This window comes from Streptomyces sp. NPDC043878, assembly GCF_056435735.1.
On the sequence record NZ_JBWKDW010000001.1, the window covers coordinates 62,420 to 75,550 of the forward strand.

Annotated in this window: 12 protein-coding genes and 1 pseudogene; 2 read left to right on the plus strand and 11 right to left on the minus strand. The window is 73.7% G+C overall.

The annotated features are described in order from the left end of the window. Positions 1 to 2: 2 nt before the first annotated feature. From AC07AZ_RS00270 to ribA, 4 genes are all read right to left on the minus strand, one after another. Positions 3 to 1,166, minus strand: coding sequence for a saccharopine dehydrogenase family protein (locus tag AC07AZ_RS00270; RefSeq protein WP_478842146.1), 1,164 nt, complete (start codon positions 1,164 to 1,166; stop codon positions 3 to 5). After that, entirely contained in the window at positions 1,159 to 2,196 is a 1,038-nt protein-coding gene (locus AC07AZ_RS00275; protein WP_478842148.1) for a saccharopine dehydrogenase, read from the minus strand. The genes AC07AZ_RS00270 and AC07AZ_RS00275 overlap by 8 nt, the downstream gene beginning before the upstream one ends. Beyond that, positions 2,193 to 3,338 carry an NAD(P)/FAD-dependent oxidoreductase gene (locus AC07AZ_RS00280; protein WP_478842150.1) on the minus strand — a complete coding sequence of 382 codons (1,146 nt, stop codon included), beginning with the start codon at positions 3,336 to 3,338 and terminating at the stop codon, positions 2,193 to 2,195. Before AC07AZ_RS00280 ends, AC07AZ_RS00275 begins: the two co-directional genes overlap by 4 nt. A 112-nt stretch (positions 3,339 to 3,450) precedes the next feature. Continuing rightward, entirely contained in the window at positions 3,451 to 4,110 is a 660-nt protein-coding gene (ribA, locus tag AC07AZ_RS00285; RefSeq protein WP_478842152.1) for a GTP cyclohydrolase II, read from the minus strand. 38 nt (positions 4,111 to 4,148) lie between these two features. Here ribA and AC07AZ_RS00290 point away from each other — a divergent pair, with 38 nt between their 5' ends. Then, on the plus strand, positions 4,149 to 4,919 hold the full coding sequence (locus AC07AZ_RS00290) for a creatininase family protein (protein ID WP_478842154.1): 771 nt from the start codon (positions 4,149 to 4,151) through the stop codon (positions 4,917 to 4,919). 164 nt (positions 4,920 to 5,083) lie between these two features. Here the strand turns inward: AC07AZ_RS00290 and AC07AZ_RS00295 are convergent. From AC07AZ_RS00295 to AC07AZ_RS00315, 5 genes and pseudogenes are all read right to left on the minus strand, one after another. Continuing rightward, positions 5,084 to 6,160 (minus strand): annotated as a pseudogene (locus tag AC07AZ_RS00295) (lysylphosphatidylglycerol synthase transmembrane domain-containing protein); the annotation flags it as partial. Then, entirely contained in the window at positions 6,157 to 7,149 is a 993-nt protein-coding gene (locus tag AC07AZ_RS00300) for a class I SAM-dependent methyltransferase (protein WP_478842156.1), read from the minus strand. The gene AC07AZ_RS00300 and the pseudogene AC07AZ_RS00295, both read right to left, overlap by 4 nt. Further along, the gene (locus AC07AZ_RS00305; RefSeq protein WP_478842158.1) at positions 7,146 to 8,327 is read right to left on the minus strand and encodes a glycosyltransferase family 4 protein; all 1,182 of its coding nucleotides are present in this window, start codon (positions 8,325 to 8,327) and stop codon (positions 7,146 to 7,148) included. The genes AC07AZ_RS00300 and AC07AZ_RS00305 overlap by 4 nt, the downstream gene beginning before the upstream one ends. Next, a complete protein-coding gene (locus AC07AZ_RS00310; protein WP_478842160.1) occupies positions 8,324 to 8,722 on the minus strand; it encodes a 6-pyruvoyl trahydropterin synthase family protein in 399 nt (132 codons plus the stop codon). The genes AC07AZ_RS00305 and AC07AZ_RS00310 overlap by 4 nt, the downstream gene beginning before the upstream one ends. A gap of 161 nt (positions 8,723 to 8,883) precedes the next feature. Further along, positions 8,884 to 9,867 (minus strand): zinc-dependent alcohol dehydrogenase, encoded by a 984-nt coding sequence (locus AC07AZ_RS00315; protein ID WP_478842162.1) that lies wholly within the window; start codon positions 9,865 to 9,867, stop codon positions 8,884 to 8,886. Between the two features lie 108 nt (positions 9,868 to 9,975). Here AC07AZ_RS00315 and AC07AZ_RS00320 point away from each other — a divergent pair, with 108 nt between their 5' ends. Beyond that, a complete protein-coding gene (locus tag AC07AZ_RS00320) occupies positions 9,976 to 10,752 on the plus strand; it encodes a CDP-alcohol phosphatidyltransferase family protein (RefSeq protein WP_478842164.1) in 777 nt (258 codons plus the stop codon). A 148-nt stretch (positions 10,753 to 10,900) separates the two neighbouring features. On the opposite strand, the gene AC07AZ_RS00325 is transcribed toward AC07AZ_RS00320, so the two are convergent. Both AC07AZ_RS00325 and AC07AZ_RS00330 read right to left on the minus strand, forming a co-directional pair. Further along, positions 10,901 to 12,259 (minus strand): GH1 family beta-glucosidase, encoded by a 1,359-nt coding sequence (locus AC07AZ_RS00325; RefSeq protein ID WP_478842166.1) that lies wholly within the window; start codon positions 12,257 to 12,259, stop codon positions 10,901 to 10,903. Positions 12,260 to 12,288: 29 nt separating this feature from the next. Continuing rightward, entirely contained in the window at positions 12,289 to 13,128 is an 840-nt protein-coding gene (locus AC07AZ_RS00330; RefSeq protein WP_478843393.1) for a carbohydrate ABC transporter permease, read from the minus strand. Between the last annotated feature and the right edge of the window lie 3 nt (positions 13,129 to 13,131).

Sequence of the window (13,131 nt, forward strand, 5' to 3'; positions counted from 1 at the left end):
CGCTACTCCCGCTGGTCGACGCGCAGGGTGAAGTCGAGCCCCTCCTCGGCCAGTTCACCCAGCCAGCGCTCGGACCGCGCCGCGTTCTCCGCGGCCCGGTTCAGGCCCGGCGGCAGGGAACCGTCGAGGATGTGACGGACGCCGAGCGCCAGCGGACGGGAGACGCAGCGCGCCATCGCGCTCTCCCGCGCGTCCCCCACCAGGTCCAGGAGATAGCGGCCCGACCAGGTCCTTCCCTCCGGTGCGTGGACGTCCAGCGACACGGCGAGGACGACACGGTCGCGGTCGGCCTCCGTGGTGGGATGCGCGGCGGCCAACTCGCCCGCCAGCGCGGCGATCCGGGCGTCGTCGCCGACCTTGAGCTCCTCGAAGACGGCGTCCCAGGCCCGCAGCCAGCCGTCCAGACGCAGGGTGCCGCGGACGAAGTCGCGCGGCCGCCAGGCGGAGGGCAGACCGTACTGCTCCACGAAGGGCACGCTGTCGCGGTTCGGGTACGCCTCGAAGGTCTCCCCCTCGACGACGAGCCGCCGGGTCGCCTCCCACGGCCGCCCGGCGGTGGTCTCGGTGCCGTCCTCAAGGTAACGGGCGGGCGCGCGCAGGGCGTTGAGGACCCCGGCGGGCGCCCAGCTGAAGCGGTACCGGAAGTCGTCGGGGACCGCGGGCACGCCCCCGCAGTACGAGGTGAGGCTGTAGGAGGTCCCGGCCGTGCCGGCGCCGACCGCGACCCTGGCCCGGCCGGTCAGGCTGTGCGCGAAGAGATGGTCGATGCCCGGGTCGAGGCCCGCCTCGGTCAGGACGACGAGCCCGGCCGCCTCGGCCCCTGGCAGCTGCGCGACGACCGCGTCGGAGACGTAGCTCGAACACGCGAAGTGCGTCCGGCCCCGGACGCAGGCGGCCAGCAGGCCGGGATGCTCGGGCGCCGGCAGCATCGACACCACGACGTCACCGGGCGCCAGTTCGGCCGCGAGCCCGGCGGGCGTGTACGCGCGGGGTGCGGCGCGTCCGGCCAGGCCCAGGGCGTCCAGCGCGGTCGCGGCACGCTCCTCGGTACGGTGCCACAGCCGGACCTCGCCGGCCGTGTCGCACAGCGTGGCCAGGCCGCTGCCCGTGGACAGGCCGGCGCCGACCCAGTGGACGGTGCCGCTCGCGGGAACCCGGTCAGTCACGTCGGACCTCCTCCAGGGCCTGGTGGAAACGGTCGAGGCAGCGCGCCCACGCGCCGCCGGGGAAGTCGAGCAGCTGGGGCAGCAGCGCGGCCGAGAAGTCGGTGCTGGACTCCTCCGGCAGCAGGGACGGCAGGTTGTCGATGGCGATGAGGTCGAGCGGCGGTTGTTCGCGCAGCCGGCGGGCCGGCTCGGCCCACTCGGTGGTGCGGTCGTAGACCGGCAGCACGTTGAGGGGCGAGCCGACGTCGCAGGTGACGTCGCACAGGGTGCGCAGCCGGCGGGCCGGGTCGTCGAGGTCCGTCTCGCAGACGAAGGGCGGCACGGGGCTCGTGGCGAGGACCGCGTTGACCATCACGTCGTGGTCCAGCAGGGCCCGCCGGTCCAGGTCCCGGGTCTCGGCGAGGTCCCAGCAGGTGGGGTCGACGCCGGAGGCGGTGAACGCGGCGCGGGCGCCCCGGCCGCTGCGGCCCAGGGCGCCGACCACCAGCGCGGTGAACTCCTCGTCGCCGGGAGCGCGTTGGAGGCTCTCGTCCAGTGCCTTCTTGTCGGTGGGGGTGAGGGGCACGGGCAGCCGGCCGCGGTGGCGCAGGACGGCGAGGGCGGCGCCGAGGTAGCCGGCCCAGTAGCCGAAGGCGGCGAGCCGGCGGCCGTCGGCGTCGGCCAGGTACTCGAGGTCGAAGAGGGCGCCACCCCCGGCGGCGAACCGGCCGAGCAGGTCCGCGGCGCCCGGCTGCCGCTTGTAGGCGTGCCCGAAGAAGATGTGGCGGTGGGTCAGTTCGGCGGGCCGGTCCGGGAGTTCCTTGAGGCCGAGGACGACCGCGTCCTCGGGCGCCGACACCCAGGAGGCCGCGGGCGCGGTCCGGCAGCCGGCCGCCTCGTACTCCTCGACCGGGAAGATCCGTTGCGGGGACTCCTCCACGGTGAGCGTGACGCCGCCGGCCACCAGCCGCCGGGCGTCGGACGGCACGACCGGGGTGCGTCGCTCGGTGGAACGGTCCTCGTGGCGCAGCCACAGATGCAGCTCGGTCATACGCGGTTGACCTCCGGACGCGGGGCGTCGGCCGCGAACCGGCCGGCGCTCAACGGGCTGACGTCCACGAAGGGTACGCGGCCCAGGTAGAGGTCGCGGACGACCTCTCCCACGGCGGGTCCCTGGAGGAAGCCGTGGCCCGAGAAGCCGGTCGCGTACAGAAAACGGGAGACCGAGGGCGCTTCGCCGATCAGGGCGTTGTGATCCGGGGTCACCTCGTACAGTCCCGCCCAGCCGCCGGTGCGGCGCAGGTCCAGCAGGGCGGGGGCGCGCCGTTCCATGGCGGCGCACAGACGGGGGATCCAGCGGTCGTGGGTGTCGGTGGCGAAGCCGGGGCGTTCGTCGGGGTCGGACATGCCGACGAGGAGACCGGGGCCCTCGGCGTGGAAGTAGAGGCTGGTGCCGAAGTCGATCGTCATGGGGAAGGCGGGCGGCAGCGCGGCGACCGGTTCGGTGACGGCGATCTGGCGGCGCAGCGGCTGCACGGGCAGGTCCACCCCGACCATGGCGCCGACGGCCCGGGACCAGGCGCCGGCCGCGCAGACGACGGTGTCGGTGGCGATGCGGCCCAGGGTGGTCGTGACGGCCGTGATGTGGCCGCCGCGCAGTTCGACGCCGGTGACCTCGGTGTGCCGCAGGATCCGGGCGCCGTGCGCGCGGGCGGCGGCCGCGTAGCCGTGCACGACGGCCTCGGGGGTGCAGTGGCCGTCGTCGGGCGAGTGGGCGGCGGCCAGCAGGCCGTCGGTGGTGATCAGCGGGGACAGTCGCCGGGCCGCCGCCGGGTCGATCATGCGGCTGGGCACGCCCAGGGAGTTCTGCAGCCGCACGCCCGCCTCGAAGGAGGCGACCTCCTCGGGTGTCGACAGCAGGAACAGGTAGCCGACCCGGTGCAGGCCGATGTCGTGCCCGGTCTCCTGCTCGAACCGGCCGAACGCCTCCAGGCTGCGTGCGCCCAGCTGGATGTTGAGCTCGTCGGAGAACTGGGCGCGGACCCCGCCCGCGGCGCGGGAGGTGGAGCCGGCGGCGAGTTCGTCCCGCTCGACCAGGACGACGTCACGCACCCCGGCCCGGGCGAGGTGGTAGGCGATGCTCGTCCCCATCACCCCGCCGCCGATGACGACCACTGCGGCCTGCGTGTTCACGGGCACGTCTCCCTGCCTGGCCGGTCCCGGCCGCCGGGGCACGGCTGCCGGGACCGACCCCGTGGTGGGGGGCTTCTGCGAGGAGGTCTGTGCGGACCGGGGCGCGGGCGGCTCAGGACCAGTGCGCCACGGCGTCCAGATGCGGCAGGACGTGGTCGAGCCGCTCCCGCTTGGTGCGCAGGTACGTGATGTTGTTCTCGCACGGCGGGATCAGGAGCGGCACCGTCTCGGCGACCTCGATGCCGTGTTCGGCCAACGCCTCGCGCTTGCGGGGGTTGTTGGACATCAGGCGCACCGAGCGCACCCCGAGGTCGTGCAGGATCTCGGCGGCGACGCCGTAGTCGCGGGCGTCCACCGGCAGGCCGAGCGCGAGGTTCGCCTCGACGGTGTCCAGGCCCTCCGCCTGCAGGGCCATCGCCCGCAGCTTGCCGAGCAGACCGATGCCCCGGCCCTCGTGTCCTCGCAAGTAGACGACGATGCCGCGTCCTTCGGCGACGACCGCGCGCAGCGCGGAGGCGAGCTGGTCGCCGCACTCGCAGTGCTGCGAGCCGAACGCGTCACCGGTCAGGCACTCGGAATGGAGCCGGGTGAGCACGTCGTCCGTGCCGATGTCGCCGTAGACCAGGGCCACTTGTTCGTCACCGCGGTCGTGGTCCAGATAGCCGACCGCCTCGAATTTCCCGTACACGGTGGGCAGCGGCGCATTCACGACGCGTTCGACTCCCGTGCGCTGCGGGGACTTCGTGCCGAGTACGCCAATGTTGTCTGTCATGATCTGGTTCCTAAGCAGAGACGAAAGGCCGTGGAGAAATGAGTGATTCACCAGTGCGGTCGGCAGTACACGGTATGTTGCCGACGGACACCACGGAAGACGTACGGGCCCGGGGGGCGGGTGTCCCACGACAGGTGGCCGTCCTTCCGGTGGGCAGCTTCGAGCAGCACGGCCGGTACCTCCCGCTGGCGACGGACACGCTCGTCGCCTGTGCCGTTGCCCGGGAGATCGCCGCTGCGTACCCGGTGCACCTCCTCCCTCCGGTGACGATCTCCTGCTCGCACGAGCACGCGGCCTGGCCGGGGACCGTCAGCATCTCCTCGGTGACCCTTCACGCGGTGGTGGGTGACATCGCCGCCTCGCTCCGCCGGTCCGGCGTCGACTGCCTGGTGGTGGTCAACGGGCACGGCGGAAACTACGTACTGGGCAACGTCGTTCAGGAATCCTCCGCCCGCGGCGAGCGCATGGCGCTCTTCCCGGCCGCGGAGGACTGGGAGACGGCGCGTGAGCGGGCGGGGGTCGTGACCTCGCTCCTCACCGACATGCACGCGGGGGAAATCGAGACCTCCATCCTTCTGCACGCTCATCCCGAATTGCTCCGTCCCGGCTACGAGTCTTCCGATTTCGTCGCGGACGACCGGCGCCATCTGCTCTCCCTCGGTATGTCCGGCTACACCGATTCGGGTGTCATAGGCCGTCCCTCGCTGGGTTCTGCGGAAAAGGGGAAGGAATTGCTGGCGAGCCTGGCGGATTCCTTCGGCGCGTACCTGGCGCTGCTCACCTCGGAGGACGGCTCCGGCCGGGAGTAGTCGCCGCCGGCCGCGGGGCGGGGCTCCGGGGCCGGCTCGTCCGACCCGGAGCCCGCGCGCAGTCCGGCGGCCCAGCGGGCGACCAGGACGAGGGCGCCGGGCAGGCTCGCCGCGAAGCTGAGCACGCCGTACACGACGGCGACGGCGAGGCCGCTGCTCGCGCCGAGGCCGACCGCCCCGAACGCCCAGGCGGTGACGCCCTCCCGGGGACCGAAGCCGCCGATGTTCAGCGGCACGCCCATGGCGAGCAGCGCGAGGACCGCCAGCGGCAGCAGTACGGCGACCGAGGCGGCCGATCCGGCGACGCGGGCGGCGAGCACGAACATCCCGAGGTGGCCGGCCAGCACGACGGCGGACGACAGGGCGACGCCCGGTCCGTTGCGGCGCGACAGCAGTGCCTCGCGCGCCTCGGCCAGGCTTGCGCGCAGGGCCCGTCCCCGCCGGGAGGGTGCCCGGTTCATCCGCAGGGCCACGGCGATCGCGAGCCCGCCCAGTGCGGCGAGGCCGATCAGCGGGGCGGCCTGCCGGGCGTCGGCCAGGACCGGGGACGGCATCGTCAGGAGCACGGCGGCGCCGACCACGGCCAGCACGACCTGCCCCGCGGCCCGTTCGAGGACGACCGTGCGGACGCCGCGGCCCAGGTCGCCGGCGCTCTGCCCGTGCCGTACCGCCCGGTGCACGTCGCCGAGGACGCCGCCGGGCAGCGCCGCGTTCAGGAACAGGGCGCGGTAGTAGTCGGCGAGGGCCGGGCCGAAGGGCAGCCGGACGCGCAGCGCGCGGGCCACCAACTGCCAGCGCCAGGCGCTGAACACGGTGGTGACCAGGCCGATCGCCAGCGCGGCGAGCAGGCTGACGCCGTCGATCCGGCGCAGCCCGTCCAGGAAGACGCCGGTGCCCAGCCGCCACAGCAGTGCGGCGAGGATGGCCACGCCGGCGACGGTGCCGAAGTGGGTGCGCAGGGCGCGGGAATTCAGTCTTGCCAGCGCGGCCCGCAGGGCGGCGCCGACCCGGGCGGAGCGCGGGGCCGCCTCGGTGCGGGGCGCGGTGACGATCACGCCGATGCGGGCCGCGGAGACCGCGGCGTCGGCGCGGACTCCCGCGTCCCCCTCGGACGCGGGGGTCCGTCCCGCCGACGGGCGTGGACCGGCGACGACCATCGCGACGGCGGGTTCCGGCCGCCGCGCGAGCGGGATCGTGCCGGGCCGGCCGACGGTCAGGGCCTTCACGGTCTGCACGCTCATGCCGCTCCGCCCGTCGGCCGGGACAGCGCCAGCAGGTCGCTGTGGTGGACCACGACGCGCAGTTCCCCGGCGGCGCAGGCGGCGAGGCGCTCGCGCAGGTAGCGCTCGGCGCGCGCGTCGAGCTCCGGGCGCTCCTCCACGGCCGCGCCGACCCAGCCGCGCAGCCACTGCGCGGTGAGCGCCGACTCGGCCGGGCCCAGCCGCCAGGGGCTCGGGTCGAGCCGTACCGTGGCGCCGCGGTCGGAGAAGGACTCGCGGGCCGCGGTGACGGCGTCCGGGCCGAGCAGGCCCCCGCGGCGCTGGTGGGCGTTGAACGCCTCGGCGAGCTCGGCGTCCATCGGATCGGGGTCGGCGAACTCGACGCGCCCGGCCACGGAGAGCGTCAGCAGCGCCGAGCAGCCCGCTCCGGTCACGGCGGCGGCGAGGGTGTCGATCTCCTCACGGGTGAGGACGTCCAGCAGTGCGGAGGCCGTCACCAGGTGCGCGCCGGCGAGGGCGTCCGGGGTGATCCGGGCGATGTCGCCGCGCCGGGTCTCCACGGTGACGCGGCTGCCGTCCGCGGCGGACCGCGGCGAGGCGACGGCGGCGAAGTGCAGCAGGTAGGGGTCGCGGTCGTGCAGGATCCAGTGCTGGGCGCCGTCGAGGCGGGGGGCGAGCCAGCGGCCCATCGAACCGGTGCCGCAGCCCAGGTCGTGCACGACCAGCCCGTCGCTGCGGCCGGGGAGGTTGGCGAGGCGGATGCGCAGCGGGTCGAGCAGGTCGCCCGAGCGGGCGCCGGCGTCGGCACCCTCACGCAGCTCCAGCCACTCGGGGGCGTAGCGGGCCTGTTCGTCGGGGCCGGCCTCGCGCAGCCGCACGGTGGCGCGCTCGCCGGGGCGGGCGGTGGGGCCCGCGCCGGGGATGACGGAGTCCGCGTGGTCGGCGGCCTCCCGGGGTCCGGGCTGAGCCGCGGTCTTTCCGCCGTGCTGGGTCATCGTCGTCTCCCTCATGCCGGCCTCCTGGGTTCGCCCGGCAGCCGGCCCAGCACTCCGGCCAGGCTGCGGGCGGTCGTCGCCCAGCCGTCCAGGGCGGCTCGCCGGCCCCTGGCCGCCGCCTTCAGCCGGCGTCGTACGTCCGCCTCGCCGAACCAGCCGCGCAGTTCCGCGGCGAGGGCGGCGGGGTCCTCCGGTGGGACGAGGATGCCGGGCACCCCGCCGTCGGGGGCGCGTCCGACGGCCTCCGGGAGCCCGCCGACGTCGGTGGCCAGCACCGGGATACCGCGGGCGAGGGCCTCGGTGACCGCCATGCCGTACGTCTCGGCGTAGGAGGTGAGGACCATCAGGTCGGCGGCGGCGTAGCTGGCGTCGAGTTCGGCACCGGCCTGCGGGCCCGCGAGGTGCAGGCGGTCCTGGAGGCCGTACTTTTTGATCAGGTCCCGCAGTCCGGCGACGTACTCGGGGTCGTGGCCGAGGCCGCCGACGCAGACGCAGCTCCAGGGCAGGTCGGTCACCGTGGCCAGCGCCTCGACCAGCCGGTGCTGCCCCTTGCGCGGGGTCACCGAGGCCACGCACAGCAGCCGGGAGACCCCGTCGGTGCCGGAGGCGAGGGGCGCGATGTCGGCGCCGGGGGCGGCGACATGGACCCGCTCGGGGGCGAGCCCGTGATGGGAGACGAGGCGGCGGACCGCCCAGTCGCTGGTGGCGATCACGGCGGGTACGGCGCGCAGCACCGTGCGCTCCGACGCGTCGAGTTCCGCGGCCACGGCGGGGTCGATGCCCCGCTCGTCGCCGAGCGGGAGGTGCACGAGGACGGCCAGCCGCAGCCGCCGCGCCTCGGGGACGACGATCTCCGGGACCCCGCAGGCGACGATCCCGTCGAGCAGGACGACCGTGCCGTCCGGCAGCTCGCGCAGGGTGCGGGCGAGCTGGGCCCGGTCGGCCTCCGCGGGCCGCGGCCAGTCGCCGTCGGCCAGGTGCCGGTGGACCTGCCAGCCGAAGCCCGGCAGGTCCAGGCACACGCGCCGGTCGTAGGCGTTGCCGCCGCTCGGCGCGGTGGCGTCGTGGACACTGCCGGGCATCACGAAGTGCACGGAGCGCAGGGACATGGGGATGATCTCGGCGTTCTTCAGGACGGGCTGCTGCACGGGCACGTAGCCGAGCGTCGCCTTCTCCAGGGTCGCGTCGGTCACAGCGCACGCTCGTAACTCGCCCAGGCTACGTGCGACTCGTGCAGCGTGACGGTGAGCCCTGCCAGGCCCTTGGCGCCCTCGCCCAGCGCGCCCTTGTGGACACGGTCGGCGAGCCGGTCGGCGATGACCTTGGCCAGGAACTCGGTCGAGGTGTTGACGTTGGCGAAGTCGGGCTCGTTGTCGAGGTTTCTGTAGTTCAGCTCGCTGACGACGGCCCCGAGTTCCTGGGTGGCCAGTCCGATGTCGACGACGATGTTGTCGTCGTCCAGCTGCTCGCGCCGGAAGGTGGCGTCCACCAGGAACGTCGCTCCGTGCAGACGCTGCGCGGGACCGAAGACCTCGCCCCGGAAGCTGTGGGCGATCATGATGTGATCGCGGACGGTGATGCTGAACAACGGACGACCCTCCAGGTGCGGCGCCTCTGATCCCCCGCCGATCGCTGCCGGGGATGCCGTGTAGTACGGCTCCTCGCTTCCCCGTGTTCAGCCGTTCCTCACCCTTTTCTCAGGTCAGGCGCCGCGGGGCGGCTCCGGCCGTACCGGACGGAACGGGTCCGTTACCCGGCGTCGTCGTAGCGGACCCGGTGGCACAGCGCGGGGATCGCACCGGAGGCCAGACGCGGCAGCACCTCGGGCAGTTCCTCGAAGGCGCACTCCCCGGTGACGAGGGCGTCGAGCGCCGGGTCGGCCAGCAGGTCGAGGGCGAGCGCGAGCCGGTCGGCGTAGCTGCGGCTGGAGCGGCGGGCCGGGGACACGCTGCCGACCTGGCTGCTGCGGATGACGAGCCGGCGGGAGTGGAACGCCTCGCCCAGCGGGAGGCTGACCTGGCGGTCGCCGTACCAGCTCAGTTCGAGGACGGTGCCCTCGGCGGTGAGCAGTTCCAGCGCGCGGGCCAGGCCCTGTTCGGTGGCGCTGGCGTGGACGACGAGGTCGCACCCGCCGAGCGCGTCGGCGGGGAGGGCGAAGCCCACGCCGAGGGCCTCGGCGATCTTCGCCCGGGCGGGGTCGGCGTCGACCAGCTGGACCCGGACGCCCGGGAAGCGGCCCAGCAGGGCGGCTACCGAGCAGCCGACCATGCCGCCGCCGACCACGGCGATCCGGTCCCCGACCAGGGGCGCCGCGTCCCACAGCGCGTTGACGGCCGTCTCGACGGTGCCGGCGAGGACCGCGCGTGCGGCGGGCAGGTGTTCCGGCAGGGGCGTCACCGCGCTCGCGGGGACGACGTACCGCGTCTGGTGCGGATAGAGGCAGAACACGGTCCGTCCCACCAGGTCCGCCGGCCCCTCCTCCACGACGCCGACGTTGAGGTAGCCGTACTTCACCGGTGCGGGGAAGTCGCCCTCCTGGAACGGCGCCCGCATGGCCGCGTGCTGGCTCTCGGGCACCCCGCCCCGGAAGACGAGGGTCTCCGTGCCGCGGCTGACTCCGGAGAAGAGCGAGCGGACGAGGACCTCGTCCTCGCCGGGGTCCGGCAGGGTGACGTCCCGTACCTCCCCCCGGCCGGGAGAGCTGAGCCAAAAGGCGCGTGCGGAGCGCTTCATCGGCGTCCTCCTGAACGATCGGCAACCGGTGCACGTACCGAGGAGTGCACAGGTCGCGCACAGTACGCGGCCTTGATCAAATCTGTCACCTGGCCGGAGGAATGTGCGGTGGCCCTGAACAACACGTACGAAGCAAGGCTGGTCCAGCAGGAGACCGCTGTGGGGGCGGGCGTGCAGGTCCTGTTGCTGGCTCTGCTCGGCACGGCGATAGGCATGGGGCCGGCGGGCTGGCTGACCGGACTCGCCTTCGCCGTCGCCACCTGGGCGGTCCTCTCCCGGGCGCTGCACCGCTCCCGGCCGCGGTCCTTCGGCCCGGCCAACCGGGTGACGCTGGGCCGGGCGACCCTGGTGGGCGGGGTGACGGCGCTGGTCGCGGACTCCTTCGAGAGCTCGCCGCCGGTGACGCTGTTCGTGGGTCTGACGGCGGTGGCGCTGATCCTCGACGGCGTGGACGGCAAGGTCGCCCGCGCCACCGGCACCTCGACCCCGCTGGGCGCGCGGTTCGACATGGAGGTCGACGCGTTCCTCATCCTGGTGCTCAGCGTGTACGTCTCGATGTCCCTGGGCCCGTGGGTCCTGCTGATCGGCGGCATGCGGTACGCCTTCGTCGCCGCCGCCCGCGTGATGCCCTGGCTGAACGCGCCGCTGCCCCCGAGCACGGCCCGCAAGACGGTGGCCGCGCTGCAGGGCGTCCTCCTGCTGCTGGGCGCGTCGGCCCTGCTGCCGTACACGGGGACCTTCGCGGTCGTCGCGGTGGCCCTGGCGCTCCTGGTCTGGTCGTTCGGCCGGGACATCGTGTGGCTGTGGCGCACCTCCCGGATGGAGGAGGAGTGCCTGGCGGAGGTGCTGGAACTGATGCCGGAGCGGGAGCGGATCGCTTCCTGACGACGGCGCCGGCCGCTGTGCCGGCGCTCGCGGTGGCCCGACCGGTGAGCGCTGCCCGGAGGGTCTCCGGGCCGGCGGCGACACCGGCCGGCGGGGCAGGCTCCCGCACCCGCGCCCACCGGCCGCTCCCCCGTCCCCCCCGTGGGTCTCAGGCCGCGTCGCGCTTCCGCTCGCGGTGGCCCCGGATGATGTCCGCGTAGCGGTGGCCGGTGCCCTTGATCGTGCGGGTCTGGGTGCGGTAGTCCACGTGGACGAGGCCGAAGCGCTTGTCGTAGCCGTACGCCCACTCGAAGTTGTCCAGCAGGGACCAGGCGAAGTAGCCGGCCAGCGGGGCTCCCTTGCGGGCCGCGGCGGCGCAGGCGGCGAGGTGGCCGGACAGGTAGTCCTGGCGCTCGGGGTCCTCGACCGTGCCGTCGGGGCGTACGACGTCCGGGAAGGCGGAGCCGTTCTCGGTGACGTACAGCTTGCGGGCGCCGTAGTCGTCGGTGAGGCGGAGCAGCAGCGCTTCGATGCCGCCGGCGTCGATCTCCCAGTCCATGCCGGTACGCGGGACGCCGGGGCGGCGCACGGAGCGGACGTGCGGTGCCGGGCCGGTGGGGTCGTCGGCGACCGTCGCGGGGAAGTAGTAGTTCAGGCCCAGCCAGTCCAGCGGAGCGGCGATCGTCGCCAAGTCACCTGCCTGTTCCGGGAGTTCGACGCCGTACAGCTCGCGCATGTCGGCCGGGAAGCCGCGGCCGTGGACCGGGTCGAGCCACCAGCGGTTGGTGTGGCCGTCCATACGGCGGGCGGCGTCGACGTCCTCGGGTCCGTCGGTGGCCGGGTGGACGGTGGACAGGTTGTTGACGATGCCGATCCCGGCCTGCGGTACCGCCGCCCGGATGGCCTGCACGGCGAGGCCGTGGCCGAGCAGGAGGTGGTAGGAGGCGCGGACCGCGGCTGTCAGGTCGGTCAGGCCCGGGGCCATGGTGCCTTCCAGGTGGCCGATCCAGGCCGAGCACAGCGGCTCGTTGAGGGTGGCCCAGTGGGTGACGCGGTCGCCCAGGCGGGAGGCGACGGCGGACGCGTACGCGGCGAAGTGCTCGGCCGTCTCCCGCTCCGGCCAGCCGCCGCGGTCCTGGAGGGTCTGCGGCAGGTCCCAGTGGTAGAGGGTGGCGGACGGGGTGATGCCCGCCTCCAGCAGGCCGTCGACCAACTCGTCGTAGAAGGCGAGGCCCTTGGCGTTGACGGGCCCGTCGCCGCCCGGAACCACGCGCGGCCAGGCGACGGAGAACCGGTAGGCGTTCGTGCCGAGCCGGCGCATCAGCGCGATGTCCTCGCGCCAGCGGTGGTAGTGGTCGCAGGCGAGGTCGCCGTGGTGGTCGCCCGCGATCCTGCCGGGGGTGTGCGAGAAGGTGTCCCAGATCGACGGCGAACGGCCGTCCTCCGCCACGGCTCCCTCGATCTGGTACGCCGAGGTGGCCGTGCCCCACAGGAAGTCGTGCGGAAGTGCGGCGAGGTCGATGGTCACTGAAGTCCCTTTGTGTGCGGCGGAGTCGGTCACTTGACGGCACCCGCCGTCAGTCCGGCGACGAGATAGCGCTGGAGCAGCAGGAAACCCGCGACCACGGGGAGGCTGACGACCAGCGAGGCGGCCATGATCTGGTTCCAGTACACGTCGTTGAGCGTGGAGTAGCCCTGGAGTCCCACGGCGAGGGTGCGGGTGGTGTCGTTGGTCATCACCGACGCGAAGAGCACCTCGCCCCAGGCGGTCATGAAGGCGTAGACGGCGACCGCGACGATGCCGGGGACCGCGGCCGGCACGACCACCCGGAACAGCGCGCCCAGCGGTCCGCAGCCGTCCACCAGCGCCGCCTCGTCCAGGTCGCGCGGCACCGAGTCGAAGTACCCGATCAGCATCCAGATCGAGAACGGCAGGGAGAAGGTCAGATAGGTGAGGATCAGGCCGCCGCGGGAGCCGAACAGGGCGATGCCGGTGGCGTTGCCGATGTTGACGTAGAGCAGGAAGAGCGGGAGCAGGAAGAGGATGCCGGGGAACATCTGCGTCGACAGGACGGTGACGGTGAACACGCGTTTGCCGCGGAAGTCGTAACGGCTGACCGCGTACGCGGAGAAGACGGCGATGACCACCGAGCAGACCGTCGCCGTGCCCGCCACGATCAGCGAGTTCACGAAGTACCGGGCGAGCGGGACCGTCGACCAGATATCGACGTACGGGCGGATCGTGAGGCCGCTGGGCAGCCAGCGGAACTCGCCCGTGACGTCGGCGAGGGGCTTCAGGGAGCTGGAGACCATGACGTACACGGGCAGCAGGACGAAGCCGGTGAGCAGGGTGAGGAAGATCCGCCGGGACCAGTGGAAGGACCGGGGCGGGGCCATCGG